Raw genomic sequence first — 21,363 nt, forward strand, 5'->3', positions numbered from 1 at the left:
GGTCAAGCGGCGCGCGCCTTCGCCGCGTCGGCATGGTGGCGATAGATCTCCACCATGCCGGGCAGGCTGTCGCTGACCACCGGCCTGCCGTCGAGGCAGACCCAGCAATGCGCCGACAGGCGCGGCGCATGCATCGATTTCGCATCGACGCCGAAGCGCAGTTCAGGGTCGAAGCCGGCCATGCGCAGGAAGCGGAAGCCGAGCAGCCCCTCCCTCAGGCATCTGCGGTCGCGCATCAGCCAAGGATGCCGGACCGTGCGGTTGACCCGGGTGACGATGTAGGCCGAAGGCAAGCCGCGATAGGGTGCGGGCGCGTTGAGCGGCGCCCATTTCAGCACCGTCTCGAAGTCGCGCTGGCCGATCAGCACCGGCATCAGCCGGGCGCTGAACCACAGATGGGTACGAAACAGGGCGCGCAGGAACGGTCCGTCGGCCATCACGCGCCCGGGTCGGCGAGAATGCCTTCCGCCACCAGCTCGGCGGCAAGTGCTGCAATGTCCTCGTCGAGCGTGGCCTTGTCGACTTCGAATTCGTCCGACAGCAGATCGACGATCTGGTCTAGGCTGCGCGCGCCGTCGACCTTGTCGAGGAAGGCTTCGGTGGTGCCGTTGCAGGTGTAGAGCTGGCCGCTGCGCGCCAGCAACACGACGGCGCCGTCGCCGACATGCTGCACCGAGGCGTCGTCCGCCATGCGCAGAACCGTTTCAGAGTCGATTTCGACCATGCGCCCGCTCCCTTCGCCGAAGTGCAATTAGCGCGGCGCAAAGGCGCTGTCCATCGGCTGATGACAGACCGGCAATGCGTGGACGATCGGATCTTCCCACGAGCGCCGCGAAGAATACCCGCTTCCGGGCCAGGCCGACCGCCGGCTGTCATCCGACGGGACCAATCGGTCCGCTCGGGGCGGCAACGACCTTCGACAGCGTCTCGCGCTTGACCAGCAGCGGCTTTTCGTAGGTTCTCTTCACCAAAGTCCCCCAAGAATGTCCACGCCGGGAGGATGACGAGTGGTTGCGCCCCCTGTCAAGGCGGCGGTTCCCGTCAGGGTTGCCATCCTTCCCTTGAGTAAGCTATGAGTCCGCCGGGGTTTTTGGGGAGGTAGTGCCATGCGTTACAATTGGGATCGGGCGCCGTCGACCTTCGAGCGCCATCGCAAAGCGTTCGCGGCCGCCATTCTGATCGCCGGCGGCGTCGGGCTGATGCTGGCGGCACTGCCGCTCTAAGCCGACTTTCATCCCGAGGCAATCAGAACGGCGCTCCAAGCGGACCGCCGTCAGCGGACCTTTGCCAGCGACGTCGACCAAAATGCAGGAAGACATGGCCGCGCGAGGCGGCATAGTCTATTGCAAAACGCAAAACGTTCCCGGGGAGGAAGAGGCGATGGCGTCACGCTATCACGAAGTCTTTGAGGGCTGGAAACGCGACCCCATGGGGTTCTGGGCCGAGGCGGCCAAGGCGATCGACTGGTATTCGCCTGCCGAAAAGGTCTTCGATCCGACGGCCGGCGTCTATGGCCGCTGGTTCACCGGCGCCACCTGCAATACCTGCTTCAACGCCATCGACCGCCACGTGGCGGGCGGGCGCGCCGACCAGCTGGCGCTGATCCATGACAGCGCGATCACCGGCACGGTGCGGAAATTCACCTATGCCGAATTGAAGCGCGAGGTGGTGGCGCTGGCTTCGGTGCTCAGGCATCGCGGCATCGGCAAGGGCGACCGCGTCATCATCTACATGCCCATGGTGGCCGAGGCGGCCATCGCCATGCTCGCCTGTTCACGCATCGGCGCTGTGCACTCGGTGGTGTTCGGCGGCTTTGCCTCGCACGAGCTTGCCACGCGCATCGACGACGCCAAACCGAAGCTGATCATCAGCGCGTCCTGCGGACTGGAGCCCGGGCGCGTCGTCGCCTACAAGCCACTGCTCGACAAGGCGATCGAGATGTCGAGGCACAAGCCCGATGCCTGCCTCGTCCTGCAGCGCGACCAACTGCGCTGTGAGATGAGGGACAATTACGATTTCGACTATGCCGATGCGGTCGCCCGCGAGCGGGCGGCGGGCGCCAATGTCGACTGCGTGCCGGTTCTCGCCACCGACCCGCTCTACATCATCTACACCTCGGGCACGACCGGGCAGCCGAAAGGCATCGTGCGCGACAATGGCGGCCATATGGTCGCGCTGAAATGGACGATGGACAACGAGTTCGACGTCAAGCCGGGCGAGGTGTTCTGGGCGGCCTCGGATGTCGGCTGGGTGGTCGGCCACTCCTACATCGTCTACGGGCCGCTGCTGCACGGCGCCACCAGCGTGCTGTTCGAAGGCAAGCCGATCGGCACGCCGGACGCCGGCACCTACTGGCGGGTGATCTCGGAGCACGGCGTGGTGGCGCTGTTCACGGCGCCGACCGCCTTCCGCGCCATCAAGGGACAGGATCCCAGGGGCGAGTTCGTGTCGAAATACGACCTGTCGAAATTCCGCACCCTGTTCCTCGCCGGCGAACGCGCCGATCCGGAAACCATCAAATGGGCTGAGCAGAAGCTCGACCGTCCGGTCGTCGACCATTGGTGGCAGACCGAGACCGGCTCGCCGATGACGATCAACCCTGCCGGGCTCGGGCTTCTGCCGGTGAAATACGGCTCGCCCGGCGTGCCGATGCCAGGCTACGACATCCGCATTCTCGACGACGCAGGACACGAGGTGCCGCGCGGCACGCTCGGCAATGTCGTGGTCAAGCTGCCGCTGCCGGCTGGCTGCCTGCCGACGCTCTGGAATGCGGACGCCCGCTTCCGCCAAGCCTATCTCGAGGAGTTCCCCGGTTTCTATAAGACGGCCGACGCCGGGATGATGGACGAAGACGGCTATCTCTACGTCATGGCCCGCACCGACGACATCATCAACGTCGCCGGGCATCGGCTGTCGACCGGCGCGATGGAGGAGGTGCTGGCCGCGCATCCGGACGTTGCCGAATGCGCCGTCATCGGCATCGCCGACGCGATGAAAGGCCAGGTGCCGCTCGGCTTCGTCGTGCTCAATGCCGGCGTGTCGCGCGACACCGGCGCCATCGAAAGCGAGGTGGTGAGCCTGGTCCGCGAGCGGATCGGCCCGGTCGCCGCCTTCAAGACGGTGGTGACGATCAAGCGGCTGCCGAAGACGCGCTCCGGCAAGATCCTGCGCGGCACGATGCAGAAGATCGCCGACAAGGAGGAATGGACCATGCCGGCGACCATCGACGATCCCGCGATCCTTGACGAGATCACGGCGGCGCTCAAGGGACGCGGCATCGGGATCTAGCCCGCTTCGCCACCTCGGCAGCGGGTTGCAGCGGCGGGTGGTCTCCCGAATTCGTCCCGCACTGCAATCGGCTGTTGTGCAATGCAGCAACAGCCCGTAATGTTCGCCTTGGGGGGCCATTCCGAAGGCACGGCATGGCTCAGCACAAGACGACATTCGGCGGCGTCGACATATTGCGTTTCCTGGCGGCCGTCATGGTGATGTTCTATCACTATGGTTTCTGGATATGGGCGTTCCCCGGTGGGGTGTCGGCGCGCGCCACGGGAGGCATCCCGGCCCACCCCGAGATGGCGCTCGTCGGCTCCGGCTGGGTCGGCGTGCAGGTGTTCTTCGTCATCAGCGGCTTCGTCATCGCCTTCAGCGCCGAGAATTCGACGCCGCTCAAGTTCTTCGAGGCGCGCGTCAGGCGGCTGGCGCCGGCGGTCTGGGTCTGCGCGCCGATCTCGGCGGTGGTGCTGCTCATGGTCGGTCTTTCCTGGCCGACGGACGCCGTGCTGCGGCTTGCCCGCACGGCGATGTTCGTGCCTTTCGAGCCATGGGTGGACAGCGTCTACTGGACGCTCGGCATCGAGATCGCCTTCTACGCCATCGTCTGGATCCTGCTCAGGCTTGGCCGATTCCATCTGATGGAAGCCGTCGCCGTCATCATCGGTCTCGTCAGCACGCTGTTCTGGTGCGCCTATTTTCTCTTCGGCTGGTCCGATCTCGCGGAGACGCGCTGGCTGCAGCTCACGCTTGTGCATCACGGTGCCTTCTTCGCCATCGGCGTGCTGCTTTGGCTGATGCGCTTCAAGGCGGTGACCGTTCCACGCCTCGGCTTCTCGGCCCTGTTCCTCGCCGGCGGGGTGCTGCAGATCGGCAGCTCGGTCGATGTTCACAGCATCAAGGTGGAAGCCGCGATGCCCTATGCGCCGCCGATCGTCATCTTCCTTGCCGCGGTAGCGCTGATGGCGTGGTCGCTCAGGCTCGATCTTTCCTGGCGCGGCTGGCGCCGGATCGGGCTGATGACTTATCCGCTCTACCTCATCCACGATGTCGTCGGCGCCGCGATGCTCGGCGCGCTGATCCGGGCGGGCGTGCCCTACCTCGTGTCGATCCCGCTCGTCGGCGCCACCATGATCGCGGCGAGCTGGCTGGTGGCGGCCGAGGCCGAGCCGCGCATCCGCCTGCTGCTCGACCACACGCTGTTCCGCTACCGTCTGAAAGCCGCCTAAACTCCACAGCAGCTCCCGGTGTGGAATTGTTTGCATCCGGCTGATATCGAGACTTGGTCCGCGCTCCGCATCGCGCGATCCCAGTTTGAGTGCCGAGCCGCAATCCGTGAGCCTGTTCCAGCGATCGAGACGACCCCGACCCTTGCCGCGCGAACGGCTGGTGATGGATATGCGCGACACGGTGGTCTACGCGGTCGGCGACGTGCATGGCTGCTATGACGAGCTGCGCGCGCTGGAGCAGAAGATCGTGCTCGACGCTCTGCAGTTCCGCGGCCGCAAGATCATCATCATGCTTGGCGACTATATCGACCGCGGGCCGCAGTCGCGGCGCGTGATCGAACACCTCATGGCGCCGCCGCCAAAAGGCTTCCTGCGCGTCTGCCTGGCCGGAAACCACGAGGTCGCGATGCTCAACTACCTCGACGGCTATCTGTCGCGGGAGCCATGGCTTGCGGTCGGGGGGCGGGAGACCCTCTATTCCTATGGCATCGACCCGGCCCATCTCGCCAATCTCTACGCTTCAAGCGAGGAGGTCGACGAAAGCATCCGCGAGGCCATACCTGCCGGCCATATCGGCTTCCTGCGCACGCTGCCGGTGATGGTCTGCTCGGACGAGTTCGTGTTCGTGCATGCTGGCATCCGGCCCGGGATCGCGCTCGAAGCCCAGGACGAGGCCGACCTGGTCAACATCCGATCCGATTTCCTCGCGGCAACGCATCGCCTCGACCGCTGGGTCGTGCACGGACATACGATCGTGGACGTCCCGACGCTCGACGGGCGCCGGCTCGGCATCGACACGGGTGCCTTCCAGAGCGGCCGGCTGACCGCCCTCAGGATCGTCGGCAAATATGGACGGCTGCTGTCGTCCAGGGATTGAAGCTGAGCGGCTTGGCGCGTTCGGGCCTCTCCAGGCATTTTCAACGCAATTCCGGAAAGCGAAACACCCTGCAACGCGATCATGAGCGCGAGTACAGCATCGCTGCTGTCAGGTCAGCGCAAGCCCGGCCTCAGCGGGCAGCGCCATAGGACAGCAGATCGCCTTGCCATCCGCTGCGCCTGAGGAACTGTTCCCAGGTCAAAGCATTCGGATCGACTTTCCGGCTCCAGGTCAGATCGCGCTCCGGAGCGTAGTAGCCATATTCGACGCAGTATTCGACCATACCCACCAGCTCGCGCACCAGATGCTCGTTGCCGGCGAAACCCGGAAAGTGGCGCAGCAAGTCCTCGCGCGAGTAGGCGGAGGCGTAGCGCGCGGCCTTTCCGGTGACCCGCACAAATGTATCCACCATCTGCTGCGCCGAGATAAACTCGCCGATCACCGGCAGGATCTCCCCGGCGTAGCGCGCCGAGTGATCAAAGATCTCGCGCACCGCCGGGCCGGCCGCGGTGAGCGGATCACAGAAGGGCATGGGGATGTCCGGCGGCAGATATACGGCGAACGTTATGCCGTCCTCCCCGCCTTGCGGCACGTAGTACTCCAGGAAGTTGGTGTAATAAAACGCCAGGTAGACAAAGGAGCTGCGGACGGGCAAGCCGCGAATGTAATCCTCAATCTTTGCCTTGTCCGTGAAATGCGGCGCCCACTTGGTGCCGCCGGTGATCGCTTCGACATTTTCGAGCCCGCTAAACACCACGTGCTCGACGCCAGCGGCCACCGCCGCATCGGCCAACTCCTTGCCGAGGTTGAGTTCTGGTTCCGCCGGCGGCACCTTGACGATGGGCGGCGTCATCAGGAATGCCCCGGCCGAGCCTTTCAGTGCTTCGGTCAGTTCGGCCTGCCTGCCAAGTTCAAGGGGTGCCACCACGACTTCGGCACCCTTCTTCGCCAAGGCTTGCGCCGGTTCGCTGTCGAGGCGCCGCGTCAGCGCGCGTACCCGGTAGCGCCCGCTGTCGAGCAAGGCGTTGGCGACGCTGCGGCCTTGCTTGCTCGATGCGCCGACAACGGTGATCAAAGGTTTGGAAGTATCGGCCTGGCTCATGTTGTTATCCCGGTTTGAGGGCGGAAACCGCTTCCGCCAGCGTCGACAGTCACCACGGCGGGTCGAAGCGCGCCGCGGTGCCGGCCCTGATCGCAAAGTCTCGGCTGCCTCGAGCTATTTTTGAAATCACAGAAATATTCATCTACTATCCATTCCATGGATACCAAGCGCCTGGATCTCAATCTGTTGGTCACCCTGGAGACGCTGCTGATCGAGCGGAACGTCACGAAGGCGGCTGCTCGACTGCATCTGAGCCAGCCGGCGGTAAGCGCCCAGCTGAACCGTCTCAGGCACGAGTTCGACGACCAACTGCTAATTCCCGCCCAGCGCGGGATGACGCCGACGGCCAAGGCAATGGAGCTGCTCGATCCGTTGCGCCAAGCCCTCGATCAAGTTCGCGCCACGCTGACCTCGCATAGGAATTTCGATCCGGCGAAGGCCAGGCTAACCTTCGTTATCGCTTGCACGGATTATCTGCAGGCCGCGGTGATCCAGCCGCTCGTTTTGGCGCTCAGGACGCGAGCGCCCGGTGTTCGCGTCGCGATACGCAATCTGGACATATCGCAGCTGGAAGCGCAGATGGCGCGCGGTGATGTGGATCTGGCACTGATGACCCCGCAAGCGGCCCCGCCAGGTCTTCGCGCCCGACATCTGTTCGATGAGCGCTATGTGCTCATCGGCCGCCGGAACCATCCACGGCTGCGAGAAGGAATCACGGTCGCTGAATTCGCCAAGCTGGAGCAAGTGATCGTCTCCGTGGACGGCGGCGGCTTCGCAACGCCGGTGGATAGTGCCCTGGCCGCTCTCGGATACGAGCGTAACGTGGTGCTCTCCGCTGCCTCGTTCCTGCTCGTCCCTGAGATCGTGTCCCACTCGGACTTCGTTGCACTGGTCCCCGAACGCCTGGTAGGCGACCGTGCGGACAAGCTTGAAATCATAGCCTGTCCATTTCCCGTTGAAGGCTTTGCAGTGGGGATGGTGTGGCATGAGCGCGGTCACGGCCACAGCGGCCAACGCTGGGTCCGTGACGCCGTCGTCTCGCTTGTCGCGCACCAATCCTCGTCCCGGATGCGCAATCGTCGCGGATAAGGCGGCTCGTCGTTTCACGGAAAACGCAGAACCGCTCTATCTTGGCGCGGCACCGAACGGAAAACCGCTATGCACTTTTCCTGGAATTGCGCCCTTCGCGAGACGCAATTCCGGACGGGAAACCGCCATGCACTTTTCCTGGAATTGCACCCATCGCGAGACGCAATTCCGGACGGAAAACCGCCATGCACTTTTCCTGGAATTGCTTTAGGCGGCCTGCTTGGCGCGTGAATCCGATTTTTCCAGATAGTAGCTCGAGTAGCGGTCGAAGAACCTTTCAGAGCCGCCGAGCGAGCCGTATTTCGCCAGCTTCTTGAGCTCGACCTTGTTGAGCACCGCGCCGGTGATCTTTTGGGCGATGTAGGGCTCCTGTTCCAGCATCGAGCGCACCATGGCGCGCGGTGTGCGGCCCCATTCGGTGACGAGCACGAAACCGTCGACCAGCGGCGCGAAGGCCTTGGCGTCGACCACGGGCCCAAGCGGCGGCAGGTCGACGATGATGTATTCGAAGGTCTCCTTGGCGTTATCGATGAAGCGCCGCATGCCGGCCGAGCCCAGAAACTCGCTGGTGTGCGAGAACTGGCCGCGCAGCACGGCGGGAATGATCGCCAGCTTGGTCTGGCGGTCGACCTTGCCGACCGATTGCCAGGTCTGCCCGTTGACCACGGCTTCCATAAGCCCGTGCTCGGCTTCCATGCCGAGGCTGCGGCTGAGGCCGGGATTGCGCAGGTCGCCATCGATCAGCAGCGTCTTGGCGCCGTTGGCGGCGAGCAGGCCTGCTAGGTTTGCCGCCACGGTGGACTTGCCTTCGCCGGGCAGCACCGAGATGACGCCGATCACCCGGCTGCCCTTGTCCTCCATCACCACGTCGAACGCGATCTTGGCGTTGCGAAGCGTCTCGGCAAACATCGAGGCCGGCGCATCGAGGCTTACCCGCATTCGCGCCCTTCTCTCGGCGGCCGACAGGCTTGTTACCTTGCCGTCGGCCGGCAATTCGTCCGGCTTCGTCTCCTTGGCCTTGCCGCCGCCGATCGTCGGCAGATAGCCGAGGAACTTCAGGCCGACGCGGTCGCGAATGTCCTCGCCCGTCCGGAAGAAGCGCTCGTTGAATTCGTTCAAGCCGCCGAAGCCGGCGCCGAGCATGAGGCCGAGCACCAGCGAGAGCGCCAGCACCCTGATGGTGCGCGGGCTCGACGCGGCAAGCGGCATGTTCGCATCCGAGATGATGCGGACCTTGCCGACAGGGAAGGATTGCTGCTGCGAGGCTTCCTGATAGCGGCTGAGGAAGGTCTGGTAGAGCGTCGAGAGCGCCTGCGCCTGCTGGTCGAGTTCTCTCAGCCTCACCTGCGACTCATTGTCGGCCGAGCTCTGGCCGGCGGCGGTCGTGATCTTCTGCTTCAGTTCGGCCTCGCGCGCCTGCGCCACTTGGAAGTCGTTGCGGTAGCTTTCGGTGATCTGCTTCAGCTGCCCGAAGATCTGCGCCGACACATCGGCCTTTTCCTTGGTGAGCGCCACGGCCTGGGGGTGGTCCTTGCCGAAATTCGCCTCGACATCCTGGAGCCGCTTGGCGATGGCAAGGTAACGGGTCTTAAGGCCGATGATGACCGAGCTGCTCGGCTGATCGGAGGCAATCGCCGAATCGTTGAAAGCATTGTCGGAGCCGCTGTCGACGATCGCCTTGTACTGCTGGTAGCGGGCGCTGGCGCGCGCGGTATCGGCCTGCGCGATGATGAGCTGGGCGTTGAGATCCGACAGCTGCTTGCCGCTGATCAGCTGGCCGTCGCTGTTGGCCGACAGCCCGTGCTCCGCCCTGAATTTCTCGACCTCCATCGCTGCCTGCTGCGAACTTTGGCGCAGCTCGGTCAGCCTGCCCTGCAGCCAGACAGCGGCGCGCTCGGTGGCGTCGAAGCTGGCGTTGAGCTGATCAGCGAGATAGGCCTCGGCATAGGCCTTGGTGATGGCCGTGGCGAGGGCCGGATTCGCCGACTGATAGCCCAACGTAATGACGTTGCTGCGGCCGTTGCGATCCGCCATCAATCCGGTCTGCAGAACGAGGACCGCATAGTCATGGGTCGCGGCTTTCATCATGGCTTCGCGCGTCGCGGCATCCACGTTCTCGATCCCCGGGAGTTCGTTGGTCGCGCTGCCGCGGAAATAGGCGACGATACCGCGCAGGAACCCGACGCCCTTGGCAAGGGCCGACTGAGGCGGGTTCATGAACTCGTCGTTCTGGTCGAGCTTCAGCTTGTCGACGACCACCGACGCCAGTCGGGCGGAGCTAAGAATTTCTATCTGGCTGAGGATCGTCGCGTCCGTCTGCTGCGTGGCACTGACCGCCGAGATGTCGTCCACGACCTTGTTCAGGCCCTCGTCGATCAGCACGCTGGCAACGGACGTGTATTGCTTGGGCGTGGTCTGCAGATAAATCACGCCCAGGAACAGGCCGATGACGGCGCAGACCGCCACCACCTTGGCCTGCCGGGCGGCCATGCCAAGCAGGCGCTCGACGTCGATGAAGTCTTCACCCTTTTCCGGTTCGGTACTGGGCAATGGCATCCTCTTGTCGAGAGGAAAGTTGGCATAATTCATCTTCGGTCCAATTCCAGGTTGCAGGCGCTACCGGCCTTCGAAGAGTGGCGTCGTTACCAGAAAAGACCACGCAACATCCGTGCCAAGGGGCGCTTGGCCGGCTCGGCCAAGCGCTTGCGCGGCTGTCGCGCCATCGCGATTTCGCATATGCACCCAAAATTTGGGCATTATGCGGCTACTTCCCGGCGCTCGTGCGACCGGACGAATTGCTGCAGCATTTCGAAGACAGGTCCTTTCATGTCGTCGCGCGCCAGAGCAAAGGCGATGGTGGCCTCGATGAAGCCTTCCTTGGAGCCGCAATCGAACATGCGGCCGTTGAAGGGTTGGGCATAGAAGGGCTGGCTCTCGGCCAGGCGAACCATGGCGTCGGTGAGCTGGATCTCGTTGCCGGCGCCGCGCTGCTGGGTGCCAAGCAGGGCGAAGATCTCCGGCTGCAGGATATAGCGGCCGTTGATGTAGAAGTTCGAGGGTGCGTTGGCAGGCGCCGGCTTCTCGACCATGGCGGTCACTTCGAAGCCGGAGGCCACCTCGGCGCCGCGGCCGACAATGCCGTATTTGCCGGTTTCCGAAGGATCGCAGCGCTCGACGGCGATGACGTTGCCGCCGGTCCGCTGATAGAGGTCGACGGTCTCGGCGAGGCAGCCCGGCGCGCCGAAGGACACCATGTCGGGGAGCAGCAGGGCGAAGGGCTCGTTGCCGATCACGTCGCGCGCGCACCATACGGCATGGCCGAGGCCGTGCGGCGACTGCTGGCGGATGAAGCTGGTGGCACCGGCGACGGGCAGCAGGCTTTCCAGCGACTGGAGCTGCGCCTTCTTGCCGGTCTGCTCGAGCGTCCCGATCAGTTCAGGATGGAGGTCGAAATAATCCTCGATGACCGCCTTGTTGCGGCCGGTGACGAAGACGATGTGCTCGATGCCGGCTTCGAACGCCTCGTCCACGGCATATTGCACGACAGGCTTGTCGACGACGGGCAGCATTTCCTTCGGCATTGATTTGGTTGCCGGCAGGAACCGCGTTCCAAGCCCCGCCACCGGGATGACTGCCTTCCTGACTTTCTGCATTGCTTATTCCTTCTGAGGAGATCGATTTTGACCTATCGCTGGCTATGAAAATCCATTCCATCCGCCAGCATGCTTCACCTCCCCGTCCCCGCGGCAAACTGTGCCGCAACCCTTCTCAGCCGGACCGCGATCGGCATCGACATATGCCTGACCGCGGCCGGATCGCTGAGCGCCGTGCGTATCGCCTTGAGCGGCGCACGCGCCTTGATGTGCTGAACCAATGACAGGAACGAGGCCGCCTTGCGCAGGCTGCGGCCGCGCCTCGCGAAGGCCGTTTTGGCGCTCTCGTCCATGACATTCGCAGCGGCGAAGGCGGCATCGGCTTTCGCCATCGCCTCGACATGATGCAATTCCAGCACCCGCGAGATCGAACCTGTGCGGATGTGGTAGATATAGCCAGTTGTCGGCTCGACCACGCAGCGGCCGCCGCTGGCCAGCGCGCTCGCCAGAAGGATGTAGTCTTCGCCGATGCGCAGTTGCTCGTCGTAGCGAAGCCTGTTCTCGTCCAGGAACCGGCGTTGGAAGATCGGCTTCAGATAGCCAAGGTTGAAGCGCGACTCGAAGACCACGTTGCCGGCGATGTAGTCGGCAAGCGAGATTTCCCCGAGCTGTTCGAGATAAGCGGCCGGGAACATGACGTCGTCTGGTGTGCCGTCCTCGCGCACGACCTGGACATTGTCGACCGCGATCTGAGCACCCGCCTTTTCCGCCCGCGCGATCATTGCCGCCAACCTGCCGGGCAGGACGGCATCGTCGGAATCGAGCACGGCAACCCAGCGGCCGCGGGCCAGATCGAGTCCGGCGTTCCTTGCGCCGCCGGGACCGCGGTTGGCGGGAAGCGCAACGACCTTCACGATGTCCTCGGGATAGGCGCGCGCGACGTCGAGCGTGCGGTCGCGCGACTGGTCGTCGACGACGACGACTTCGATCGTGACGTCGCGCTGCGCCAGGGCGCTGGCGATCGCCCGGTCGAGGGTCGCCTCCGCGTTGTAGGCGGCGATGACGAAGCTGACGTCAGGCTGCACGCTTGTCCCCTTCCTGCGGTGTAAGGCCGTACTGGCGGATTTCGCGCACGCCAACCAGACCGCTGACGACGCCGACATGCATAATGCCGCGCAGCATGCTGCGGTTCCGCCGCACCGGGCTGATCGCCGTCAACAATGCCATGCCGAAGCAATAGGCCGCCTTGGCGGACGCGACCGCGACCTGACCGATGCGGCGCACACCGCCCGTGTTGCGCCCGATGAGATGGCCATGTGTCTGTCCGAAGCGGAAGCGGCGGCGGCGCAGCCAGTCGAAGGCCGCCCTCGAGCGCGGCACCGCCTCGTCGACAAAGGCCTGCGGGGCAAAGGCGATGCGGCCACCGGCCTTGACCATATGATCGAAGAATTCGGTATCCTCGCCGCCGGTCTGGCCGCGCGCCAGGCTGAAACGGCGGTTGCGCAGGCTCGCCTCGGTCACACTGAGCAGCACGTTGCAGGTGTAGCCGGTGCGGATCTCGCCACGCACCCAGACGGGCAGGGTCGAGTGGAAATCGCCCTTGCGCATCCAGTCGGGCGCATCCTGCCGATATGTTGCGCGAACCGGGCCGAGCACGGCCGCCGCGCCGGTCGCCTCGGCGGTCGCGACAAGCTCGACGAGCCAGCCCGGCGAAGCCGTCTCGTCGTCGTCGATGAAGGCGACAAGGTCCGATACGCTGGCATCGAGGCAGGCGTTGCGGGCAATCGAGATGTTGCGCGCCGGCGCGTGGCGATAGCGGACCGGCAGCTTCAGCTCCTGCGCCAGCGCCTTCACCAACGGCTGCGCCGTCGGCTGGTCGTCGTTGTCGGCGACGACGATACCGATTTCGAACCCGGCAGGCTTCTCCAGCGCGGCGATGGAGCGCAGCGTGTCGCCAAGCTCCGGCCGGCGGAAGGTGCAAATGCAGATGTCGATGGAACGGTTTTTCTTTGTAGCCATCACGCCGCCTCGCGCGCCGGCGTCGGGCCGAGGAGCTGCAGCCAGAAACCCATCGACCAGCCCAAATGCATCACCATCGCCGACACGCCGGCCAGCGCGATGGCCGGATTGCGCTGGCGGATGGCAGTCACCGCGCCATAGCCGAGACAGACCGCCGCCCATATCAGAAACGGCACTCCCGCCAGCACGAAGACCGGAGCGATGAAGGTCAGCAGCACCACCGGGAATACGAGCAGCGGGATCATCTGCCGCAGCTTCGGCATCATTCGATGCTTCAGCACGTTCTTGGCGCGGCCGCGGCCATAGCCGAGATACTGGAAAAACAGACCCTTCAGCGTGGAGCGCGGATAATAGATCATCTGCGTCCTGCCGCTCATCCAGACGCGGTAGCCGGCCAGGCGAAGGCGATGATCGAGTTCGGCGTCCTCGTTGTGGCTGAAGCTCTCGTCATAGCCGCCGACGGCCCGGAAGGCGGCGATGCGCATCAGCGCATGATGGCCGTGGTCGACCCACTCTCCGGCCGACATGTGGCGATGCTTCGATCCGCCTGTGCCGAGCTTGGAATTCTGCGCCGCCGCAACCGCCTTCTGCACCGCGCCGGTACCGCTGGTCAGCATCGAGACGACGACCGAATCCGCCCCGGTCGCAAGCGCTTCCTCGACCAGCCTGTCGCAATAGTCGCCCGGATAGCCGCCATGCGCATCGATGCGGATGAGATAGTCGGCATCGTCGCCGAACGTCGCCACCGCCAGGTTGATGGCGGCACTCTGGATGCGCTTCGGATTGGCAAGCAGGATGACCCGCGGGTCCTCGACAGCGACGTTTTCGACGATATCCTGCGTGCCATCGGTGCTGCCGCCGTCCGCGACAACGATGCGCGCGCCGAGCCTCGCCGCCGCCGGCCGCAACTGCTCGAGCAGCCCGCCGATGTGGGCGGCCTCGTTGAGGCACGGAATGACGATCAGGCTCGATGCCGTGGTTTGCGTCATCGGCTTTTGTCCATTATCAGCCATCCTATGCCAGCGCCTCGGTCGCAAAGGTCCCGCGAACGGCGGTCAGGCCGCGCAGCTTGTCGACGAAAGCCAAGCAATCGCTGCGGTCGTAGCTCCAAGTCCTCGGATTTCGGGCCAACACCCGCGACTTCAGCTTACCGAAGCGTTCCTGGCCCATCGGGCCGAGCGCGGTGTCGAGACCTTCGGGCGTGGCTTCCGATAGAAGCACGCCGATGTCCTGCTGCTTGAGGAACCGGCCGGTTTCGGTGCTGGCCATCGAGATCGGCACGGCGGCAAAGCGGCAGCCTTCGTAGAGGCGGTTGGGAAGCAGCCATTCGGAGTTCTGGCCCTGTTCGAAGAAATCGATCGCCCAGGAGAAATGCACCTCGCGGTAGATCGCCGCCATGTCCTCCGGATTGCGGTAGGGACCGCGAAAGGAAAGCCAGGGCTCGGCTTCGACGAAGGCATGAAAATCCGGGAATTCGGACAGCGCTGGACGACCCCTCAGCACCACTTCGAAGCGCCCTTCCTGCCGGCGCGTGAATTCGGCCAGAAGCTCCAGCGAGCGGCGGCAACGCAGCGCGCCGAACCAGCCGATGCGCCAGGGCGGCGCCGCTGGCCCCTCGTCCTCGAGCAGATCGCCCGCCGGCACCGGCATGGTGTCGAAATACTTGTTCTCGATCAGCTCGACCGGTGCGGCGATTTGCCCGAATGGCTCAAAATAGTTGGCGACGAAGGCAGGCGAGCTGGTCACCAGAAGCTTCACGTCGCGCGCGAGATGGCGTTCTGCGCCGCGCAGCGTCTTGCCGATCAGGTCGTTGCGCAACACCAGCCGATGGATGTCCAGGCATTCGTAGACGATCGGCACGCCGGCACCGAAAGCGCCGCTCGCGCGCCGGGCAAGCGCCAGCATCTCGAGATTGCGCGCGATGATCAGGTCGGGCCGAGGCACGGCACCAAGCTTGGCGCCGATCGACATCGCCGCCTTGGCCACCGCGCCGATGCGCTGCGCGAATCGGCCGTCGCGCGTCGGGCCGAGGTCGACCGGCTCGAGACCTTCGATCTCGGCGATCGGACGGGTGGTGCGGCGGAAACCCGCCAGGGTTATCCTGGCACCGCCTGCCCTGAGCATTTTGACCCTCCGGCGCACCGCCGGGTCGGATACGTCATGCACAAGGTACAAGACATGCAGCATGCAAAATCGACCGCTTTTGGGCCCGCCACCCAAGAGGATGCTATTACAGCTTTTGCTGCATCGCAACATTTTTGGTGCAGCGAAGCAACCACCGCACATTTTTTGTTGCACTGCAAAAACCTCTTGCGGTAGTTTGTGTCTGGCGGCGGGCGCTGGTCACGACGATGTCGGGCCGGCGTAAAATCAGGGATCCTGAATTTGGAAACCAGTGCATTCGATCCGCCCGAGGGCTCACTGCGCAGATCGGTCGGCCGCGGCGCCGTCGTCACCGCGATGGCGCAGGGCGTGCGGGTCGCCACCCAGATCGTCTCCGTCATCGTGCTGTCGCGGCTCTTGTCGCCGCAGGACTTCGGCGTGGTGGCGATGTGCGCGCCAGTGCTTGCCTTCATCGCGCTGTTCCAGGACTTCGGCCTAACCCAGGCGACGATCCAGAAATCCGGCATCCGGCATGAGGAGGTCAACTACCTCTTCTGGATCAACACGGCGGTGAGCGCGATCCTGGCCTGCGTGCTTGCCGGCGCTGCGCCGCTGGTCGCCGCCTTCTACGGCGAGCCGCGCGTGACGGGGTTGGTTGCCGCGTTCGGCCTGCAGATCATGGCCTACGGCCTCGGCGCCCAGCATCTGGCGCTGCTGACGCGCCGCATGGAGTTCACGCGGCTCGCCATCATCGACGTCGCCAGCGCCGTTTGCGGGCTCGTCGTCTCGATCGCCTGGACCTTCGTCGACCGCTCCTACTGGGCGCTTTTTGCCGGCACGCTGACAGGCGCGGTGCTGCCGACGCTTTGCTATTGGGCTTCCTCGCGCTGGCGTCCCGGGCTGCCGCGCAAGGTCGAGGGCATCAGCCAGCTGATCCATTTCGGCGCCGGCATCACCGGCTTCAACTTCGCCAACTTCTTTGCCCGCAACCTCGACAATGTGCTGATCGGCAAATATTGGGGCGAGGCGCAGCTCGGCCTCTACGACCGCGCCTACAAGCTCCTGCTTTTCCCGCTCAGCCAGATCACCAATCCGCTGTCGAAGGTGATGGTACCGGCGCTCTCGCGCCTGAAGGACGAGCCGGACCGATACCGCAGCGCCTATCTGCGCGTCATGCCGCTGATCCTGCTCGTTGCCCTGCCCGGCGTCGCGTTCGCCACGGCCATGTCCGACACACTCATTCCCTTCGTGCTCGGCGAGCAATGGCGGCAGAGCGCCTCGATCTTCCTGGCGCTGGGTTTCGCCGGGCTGCTGCAGCCGCTCAACAATCCGGCGGGTTGGCTGTTCGTCAGCCAGGGCCGCTCCGGCGATTTCATGCGTTGGGGCATTGTCACGGCCGTAACCTCGGTGATGGCCTTCGCCATCGGCCTGCCCTATGGCGCGCTCGGCGTCGCCGTCGCCTATGCGATCAGCGAATATCTGAGGACGCCTTTCCTGTGGCTCTATGTCGGCAAGGCCGGGCCGCTGCGCGCAAGCCATGTGCTGCACGCGGCGACCCCGTTCGTGCTTGGCGCGCATCTGGCGCTGGCACTCGTCTGGCTCGCCAAGCCGATGCTGCCGGCGCAACCCGTCATCGCGCTCGCAGCTGGCGCGATGCTTTCCTATGTCGCCACCATTATCGTCGCGGTCGCCTTCGGCGCCGGTCGCGAGGCGCTTCGGGAGGCCTTGCGGCTGATCCCGGCGCGGGGATTCTCGCCGGCAACCAGCGAGGCGAAGTGAACTTGCCTGGCGCAATTGCGGCTTCGGCCGCGGCCGGACAGCCGGCGAAATCACTGACTTGAGGGTAAGGCAACGCCATGAATTACCGATCGATTTCAGACATGAACGACGCGATCGTGCGGAACCTGCACCGGCTGCCGCGCGACATAGACCTGGTGGTCGGCGTGCCGAGAAGCGGCATACTCGCCGCGACCCTGGTCAGCCTGACGGCGAACATCCCGATGACCGATCTCGACAGTTTCCTCGCCGGCAAGATCTACACGTCGGGAATCACCAAGCGGCGCGCCGCGCTCGACCGGCAGCATTCCGAGATGCGCAAGATCCTGGTGATCGACGACAGCGTTGCCGGCGGCAACGCCATGCGTGATGCGCAAAACAAGATCGCCGCCGCCGGCATCCAGGGCGATTTCGTCTATGCCGCGGTGTTCGGCCTTTCGTTGCAGCACAAGGAGACCGACGTCGTCTTCGAGGTCGTGCCGCATCCGCGTATGTTCCAGTGGAACTTCATGCATCACATCTTCCTCGAGCAATGCTGCGTCGACATCGACGGCGTGCTCTGCCTCGATCCGACCGAGGAAGAAAACGACGATGGGCCTGCCTACGAGAAATTTCTCGCCGAGGCGCGGCCTTTGCTCGGGCCGACCCGCAAGATCGGCTGGCTGGTGACCAGCCGGCTGGAAAAGTACCGCAGGCTGACCGAGGCCTGGCTCGCCAAGCATGAGATCAAATACGACCACCTGATCATGCTCGACCTGCCGAGCAAGGCGGAGCGGCAGCGGCTCGGCGCGCATGGCAGCTTCAAGGCCGAGTTCTATCGCAAATCCGACGCCATCCTTTTCATCGAAAGCGAGCACGAACAGGCGCTCAAGATCGCCAGGCTGTCGGGCAAGCCGGTCCTGTGCGTCGAGACCAATATCGTCAGCTTTCCCGATGCCCTCTCGCTGCCGGCGCTGGAGCAGGCCGCCCGCAACCTTCCGGCGCGTCTCAGGCAGGTCAATTCGCCCGACGGGCGCACGGCGGTCGCCAAGAAAATGGCACGGATGCTACTCGGCGAGCGCGGCTATGAAACGCTGAAGAGCCGGGTCAAGCGACCGGCCTGACCATCTTGGCGGCGGGGAGCCAAGGAACCGTCGGGCAATCGTTGTTGGAGTCCGCCACATGGACGCCACGCGCAGAAAATTGTTGGCAAGCGTACGGACCTCGGCGTCGCTTAAAGCCGCTGTTGCCGGATGCCGCGGCCCGGGCTATGCCGCGCGGCGGGCGCGCTGCTGCGCCGCCTTGTCGAGCAGCGCAAAGAAGGTGGCGAACTGGCGTTCGGGGTCGAGCTCCGCGCGCTCGGAGAAGGCGCGAGCCGCGGTGGAAAGCCGTTCATACTCCTTTTTGTCGTTCCACAGCCGCCTCACCGCCTCGACCCAGTCCGCGAGCGGCGCGTCATAGTCCAACACCACGCCGCCGGAACCGATCGCCTCGGGCAGGCCGCCCCGCCGCGAGCCGACGACCGGGATGCCGCTGCAATGGGCTTCCGAAGCGACGCGGCCCCAGGCCTCTTCCCATTTGCTCGGCGCGAGCAGGATCCTGGTTCGGCCATAGACCGTCTTCATGTCGTTGGTGCGGCTCTCCAGCTTGATGTTGGCGAATGGCGCGATGGTCTCGCCGATGCGGGCGCGTTGATCGTCATCCAGCTTCCAACTCTCGACGAACAGGAACGGGATCTCAGGGCATGCGGCACCGATCTTCACCGCAAGATCGAAACCCTTCTCCTCGTTGGGGTTGATGAAGGTGACGAACTCGCCGGTCGTCGGTGTGCTGTACAGTGCGGGGTTGATGGTCGGCGGCAGGACCGTCGAATCGATACCGAACTCCCGCTTGTAAGTGCGCGCCGTGAATTCGGAATTGGCGATGTAGTGGGCGGAATTCAACTCGCGCAGGTCGCCGCCCAATTCGTGGAACTCGACGTTCCTCAGATAGACGACCAACGGCACGCCCTCGGCCTGCAGCGCCTTGCCGAGCGGTACCGACTTGTGGCACTGCACCACCGCGACATCCGGCTTCATCTTCTCGACGGCAAACCGGGCTGCTTCCCAGGGAAACCAGGCGCGCACCACCGGATAGCCCGGAAAGCTGTCAATGACCGCGGGCTGCCGCAGCAGCTTCATCTTGGCGCGCGCCCTGAAGCCGAAGAAGCCGTCTCCGAACAGGGCAGCGAGCACCGATGCCTCATGTCCGTGCTCGATCAGCTGCTCGGCCAGGTGATGCGTGCTCGACTGGACACCGCCGCTGAATTCGGGCGTGTATCCATTGCCGCCTGCGAAAATCACTTTCATGGGCTCGGCTCCTTGTCACGTTCTTCTGTTTGGCCCGACCGCGTTTGTCCGCCGCGCGACTTCAGGCATTCTGCAGCTCGAGATTGGCGAAGGGATTGGTGCATGGGTGCCAGCCGGTGAAGCGGATCGGATCATTGGGCGAACTGCGCCAGGCGTAGTCGGTCAGCATATGGAACTCGGCGACAACCCAGCGCTCGAAATTCCCGACATCCTGCTGCTTCTGCCTGGGCAGGAACTCGCGCGCCTTGTCGAGCTTCACGGTCTCCAAAAGCGTCACCGCGTCCGCCAGCTTGTCGCTTGGGAACACCCACGGGTTGCGGTTGCGGAATTCGAGCACGAATTGCTGCAGATGCTCGATACGCATGTTGAGCGGCCCGAAATATTTCTCCAGCGTGACGCGGACCAGATCCTCATCCGAGAAGGAGGATACGGCCGCAGCGGCAATGCCGGTCGAGGCGATACCGCCGGCAACTACGGCAAGCGCGGTGCGTCGCGTGATCTTCATCGGTCCCTCCCTCATGCCAGCCGGCCCGCCGCCCGCAACGAAAGCGCGGCGGCGGTCAGGCTTGGGTTGGCGCAGGAGCAGCTCGGATAGGTGCTGGTGCCGACAACGACGAGGTTGCGGAGCTTGTGGTGGATCATGTCGCGGTCGACCACCGAGTCGGCCGGGCCGGTGCCCATCCGCAAGGTGCCCTGCACATGCGACTCGGTCGGCCTTATGCCGCGATCGAAGATCTGCTCGACCGGCAGCGGCTTGAGCAGCGCCGGCAGCCGCTCGAGCGCCTTGGCCATGCCTTTGGTGGCATAGTCGGACGCGCCCTTGAAGCTGACGAAGGCGTTCTCGTCCTGGTCGAGGATCACCCGGTTTTCCGGGTCGAGCAGGTTTTCGGTGACGATGACCAGCGGCAGCACTTGCCTGAGCCGCCCCTTCTCCGCCCGCATGCCATGCTGCCAACGGTTCTCGAAATAGACCAGGGCCGCCGCGTGCTCGGCGCGGTGCGGGCCGTCATAGAGGCCGAAATTCAGGCCGGTGGTGATGGTGCTGCCGTCGAAATTGTCGACACCGTCGAGATAGACCTCGTAGTTCCAGCCATAGGATTCGTGCAGGCCGAGCCCGACGAACTCGCCGCCGAGCCCGGAGCGCAGCATGATCGCCGGGCTCTGGATGGCATTGGCGCCGAGGATCACAAGGTCGCCGCTGACCGAATATTCCTTGCCGTTGCGCATGAAGGCGACCGAACGGACCGAGCCGCCGGAATGGTCGAGCCGGCGCACCTCGGCGCCAAGGCACACCGACACGTCCGCGTGCTGGAAGACATGCATCAGACCGTTGTTGACGGTGAACTTGGCGTCGACCGGGCACAGCCAGCATCTAAGGTTGGCGCAGCAGGAGGTGCGCTGCGCCGTCGCCACGCGGGCGCGGGCGGTCGGCATGACGAAATGCTGCTCCGGCTGCGCCGCCTTCATCATCCGGTCCGGCGTCGACATGCGGTGCGGCGGCTGCGGGAACGGCCGCGAGCGCGGCAGCATCCGGGCCATGTCGGGATCGCCGGAGATCGACATGACGTCCTCGGCATCGCAGTAGAACGGCTCCAACTCGTCATAGCTGATCGGCCAGTCGTTGCCGACGCCGTAGGTGCTCTTCAGCTTGAAGTCGTTGGGGTGGAAGCGCGGCGTCTGTGCGAACCAGCAATTGGTGCCGCCGCCGAGGCCGATGGTGTAGTTCCACGGCTTGTCGGCGTTGTCGGTCTTATAGGTGCTCTCGTCGTCTATGTCGGTGTTGGCGTTCTGGCTGAGCTGCCATTCATGCGTGTTGTGGCGGCCCCATTCCAGCACCAGGACGCGGGCTTTGCGCCGCTTCAGGAACTCATGCAGGAAAAAGGCTGAACCGAAACCGGAACCGATGACGACGAGATCGAAACGCTCGTTAGCGATTTGTTCGGGCTGAACGTCCAGCACCATCAGATCGAACCCT

19 protein-coding genes are annotated in these 21,363 nt (G+C 64.5%); 6 read left to right on the forward strand and 13 right to left on the reverse strand.

Features of this window, described 5'->3' with window-relative positions; translation table 11 throughout:
- Positions 1-2: 2 nt before the first annotated feature.
- From EN853_RS03730 to EN853_RS03740, 3 genes are all read right to left on the reverse strand, one after another.
- Positions 3-437, reverse strand: coding sequence for a lasso peptide biosynthesis B2 protein (locus tag EN853_RS03730; RefSeq protein WP_127857917.1), 435 nt, complete (start codon positions 435-437; stop codon positions 3-5).
- Positions 437-724, reverse strand: coding sequence for a PqqD family protein (locus EN853_RS03735; RefSeq protein ID WP_127857918.1), 288 nt, complete (start codon positions 722-724; stop codon positions 437-439). Before EN853_RS03735 ends, EN853_RS03730 begins: the two co-directional genes overlap by 1 nt.
- 148 nt (positions 725-872) lie before the next feature.
- On the reverse strand, positions 873-968 hold the full coding sequence (locus EN853_RS03740; RefSeq protein ID WP_127857919.1) for a putative RiPP precursor: 96 nt from the start codon (positions 966-968) through the stop codon (positions 873-875).
- Positions 969-1,380: 412 nt separating this feature from the next.
- Here EN853_RS03740 and EN853_RS03745 point away from each other — a divergent pair, with 412 nt between their 5' ends.
- From EN853_RS03745 to EN853_RS03755, 3 genes are all read left to right on the forward strand, one after another.
- Complete coding sequence (locus EN853_RS03745) at positions 1,381-3,288, forward strand: propionyl-CoA synthetase (RefSeq protein ID WP_127857920.1); 1,908 nt, start codon at positions 1,381-1,383, stop codon at positions 3,286-3,288.
- Positions 3,289-3,422: 134 nt separating this feature from the next.
- Entirely contained in the window at positions 3,423-4,502 is a 1,080-nt protein-coding gene (locus EN853_RS03750) for an acyltransferase (protein ID WP_127857921.1), read from the forward strand.
- A gap of 142 nt (positions 4,503-4,644) precedes the next feature.
- A complete protein-coding gene (locus EN853_RS03755; RefSeq protein WP_348631559.1) occupies positions 4,645-5,379 on the forward strand; it encodes a metallophosphoesterase family protein in 735 nt (244 codons plus the stop codon).
- Positions 5,380-5,509: 130 nt separating this feature from the next.
- Here the strand turns inward: EN853_RS03755 and EN853_RS03760 are convergent, their stop codons facing one another.
- Positions 5,510-6,481 carry an NmrA/HSCARG family protein gene (locus EN853_RS03760; protein WP_127857923.1) on the reverse strand — a complete coding sequence of 324 codons (972 nt, stop codon included), beginning with the start codon at positions 6,479-6,481 and terminating at the stop codon, positions 5,510-5,512.
- 120 nt (positions 6,482-6,601) lie between these two features.
- Here EN853_RS03760 and EN853_RS03765 point away from each other — a divergent pair, with 120 nt between their 5' ends.
- Entirely contained in the window at positions 6,602-7,570 is a 969-nt protein-coding gene (locus tag EN853_RS03765) for a LysR family transcriptional regulator (RefSeq protein WP_348631560.1), read from the forward strand.
- A 207-nt stretch (positions 7,571-7,777) separates the two neighbouring features.
- On the opposite strand, the gene EN853_RS03770 is transcribed toward EN853_RS03765, so the two are convergent.
- The 6 genes from EN853_RS03770 to EN853_RS03795 all read right to left on the reverse strand — a co-directional run bounded on the left by EN853_RS03770 (position 7,778) and on the right by EN853_RS03795 (position 15,369).
- Positions 7,778-10,159, reverse strand: coding sequence for a polysaccharide biosynthesis tyrosine autokinase (locus tag EN853_RS03770; protein ID WP_127857924.1), 2,382 nt, complete (start codon positions 10,157-10,159; stop codon positions 7,778-7,780).
- Positions 10,160-10,326: 167 nt separating this feature from the next.
- Positions 10,327-11,223, reverse strand: coding sequence for a UTP--glucose-1-phosphate uridylyltransferase GalU (gene galU / locus EN853_RS03775; protein ID WP_127857925.1), 897 nt, complete (start codon positions 11,221-11,223; stop codon positions 10,327-10,329).
- Between the two features lie 74 nt (positions 11,224-11,297).
- Entirely contained in the window at positions 11,298-12,248 is a 951-nt protein-coding gene (locus EN853_RS03780; RefSeq protein WP_245516803.1) for a glycosyltransferase family 2 protein, read from the reverse strand.
- Positions 12,238-13,182 carry a glycosyltransferase gene (locus tag EN853_RS03785; protein WP_127857927.1) on the reverse strand — a complete coding sequence of 315 codons (945 nt, stop codon included), beginning with the start codon at positions 13,180-13,182 and terminating at the stop codon, positions 12,238-12,240. The genes EN853_RS03780 and EN853_RS03785 overlap by 11 nt, the downstream gene beginning before the upstream one ends.
- Complete coding sequence (locus tag EN853_RS03790; protein ID WP_127857928.1) at positions 13,182-14,171, reverse strand: glycosyltransferase family 2 protein; 990 nt, start codon at positions 14,169-14,171, stop codon at positions 13,182-13,184. Before EN853_RS03790 ends, EN853_RS03785 begins: the two co-directional genes overlap by 1 nt.
- A gap of 25 nt (positions 14,172-14,196) precedes the next feature.
- Positions 14,197-15,369 (reverse strand): glycosyl transferase family 1, encoded by a 1,173-nt coding sequence (locus tag EN853_RS03795; protein WP_127857929.1) that lies wholly within the window; start codon positions 15,367-15,369, stop codon positions 14,197-14,199.
- A 198-nt stretch (positions 15,370-15,567) separates the two neighbouring features.
- On the opposite strand from EN853_RS03795, the gene EN853_RS03800 reads away from it, so the two are divergent.
- Both EN853_RS03800 and EN853_RS03805 read left to right on the forward strand, forming a co-directional pair.
- On the forward strand, positions 15,568-17,064 hold the full coding sequence (locus EN853_RS03800) for a lipopolysaccharide biosynthesis protein (RefSeq protein WP_127857930.1): 1,497 nt from the start codon (positions 15,568-15,570) through the stop codon (positions 17,062-17,064).
- A gap of 77 nt (positions 17,065-17,141) precedes the next feature.
- Positions 17,142-18,164, forward strand: a complete 1,023-nt coding sequence (locus tag EN853_RS03805) for a phosphoribosyltransferase (protein WP_127857931.1) — start codon at positions 17,142-17,144, stop codon at positions 18,162-18,164.
- Positions 18,165-18,308: 144 nt separating this feature from the next.
- Here EN853_RS03805 and EN853_RS03810 read toward each other — a convergent pair whose 3' ends face one another.
- The 3 genes from EN853_RS03810 to EN853_RS03820 all read right to left on the reverse strand — a co-directional run bounded on the left by EN853_RS03810 (position 18,309) and on the right by EN853_RS03820 (position 21,350).
- Positions 18,309-19,388: a glycosyltransferase gene (locus EN853_RS03810; RefSeq protein WP_127857932.1), complete on the reverse strand. Its 1,080-nt coding sequence runs from the start codon at positions 19,386-19,388 to the stop codon at positions 18,309-18,311.
- A gap of 61 nt (positions 19,389-19,449) precedes the next feature.
- Positions 19,450-19,893, reverse strand: coding sequence for a hypothetical protein (locus EN853_RS03815; protein WP_127857933.1), 444 nt, complete (start codon positions 19,891-19,893; stop codon positions 19,450-19,452).
- An 11-nt stretch (positions 19,894-19,904) separates the two neighbouring features.
- Positions 19,905-21,350 (reverse strand): GMC family oxidoreductase, encoded by a 1,446-nt coding sequence (locus tag EN853_RS03820; protein WP_127857934.1) that lies wholly within the window; start codon positions 21,348-21,350, stop codon positions 19,905-19,907.
- Between the last annotated feature and the right edge of the window lie 13 nt (positions 21,351-21,363).

This window comes from Mesorhizobium sp. M1C.F.Ca.ET.210.01.1.1 (assembly GCF_004791585.1).
Classification (GTDB): Bacteria; Pseudomonadota; Alphaproteobacteria; order Rhizobiales; family Rhizobiaceae; genus Mesorhizobium.

Excerpts from the sequence above, each read along its gene's own strand:
- EN853_RS03730 (WP_127857917.1), bottom strand. The coding sequence starts at position 437 with ATGGCCGACGGACCGTTCCTGCGCGCCCTGTTTCGTACCCATCTGTGG.
- EN853_RS03735 (WP_127857918.1), bottom strand. The coding sequence starts at position 724 with ATGGTCGAAATCGACTCTGAAACGGTTCTGCGCATGGCGGACGACGCC.
- EN853_RS03745 (WP_127857920.1), top strand. The coding sequence starts at position 1,381 with ATGGCGTCACGCTATCACGAAGTCTTTGAGGGCTGGAAACGCGACCCC.
- EN853_RS03750 (WP_127857921.1), top strand. The coding sequence starts at position 3,423 with ATGGCTCAGCACAAGACGACATTCGGCGGCGTCGACATATTGCGTTTC.
- EN853_RS03760 (WP_127857923.1), bottom strand. The coding sequence starts at position 6,481 with ATGAGCCAGGCCGATACTTCCAAACCTTTGATCACCGTTGTCGGCGCA.
- EN853_RS03770 (WP_127857924.1), bottom strand. The coding sequence starts at position 10,159 with ATGAATTATGCCAACTTTCCTCTCGACAAGAGGATGCCATTGCCCAGT.
- galU (WP_127857925.1), bottom strand. The coding sequence starts at position 11,223 with ATGCAGAAAGTCAGGAAGGCAGTCATCCCGGTGGCGGGGCTTGGAACG.
- EN853_RS03785 (WP_127857927.1), bottom strand. The coding sequence starts at position 13,182 with ATGGCTACAAAGAAAAACCGTTCCATCGACATCTGCATTTGCACCTTC.
- EN853_RS03790 (WP_127857928.1), bottom strand. The coding sequence starts at position 14,171 with ATGACGCAAACCACGGCATCGAGCCTGATCGTCATTCCGTGCCTCAAC.
- EN853_RS03795 (WP_127857929.1), bottom strand. The coding sequence starts at position 15,369 with ATGCTGCATGTCTTGTACCTTGTGCATGACGTATCCGACCCGGCGGTG.
- EN853_RS03805 (WP_127857931.1), top strand. The coding sequence starts at position 17,142 with ATGAATTACCGATCGATTTCAGACATGAACGACGCGATCGTGCGGAAC.
- EN853_RS03810 (WP_127857932.1), bottom strand. The coding sequence starts at position 19,388 with ATGAAAGTGATTTTCGCAGGCGGCAATGGATACACGCCCGAATTCAGC.
- EN853_RS03815 (WP_127857933.1), bottom strand. The coding sequence starts at position 19,893 with ATGAAGATCACGCGACGCACCGCGCTTGCCGTAGTTGCCGGCGGTATC.
- EN853_RS03820 (WP_127857934.1), bottom strand. The coding sequence starts at position 21,350 with ATGGTGCTGGACGTTCAGCCCGAACAAATCGCTAACGAGCGTTTCGAT.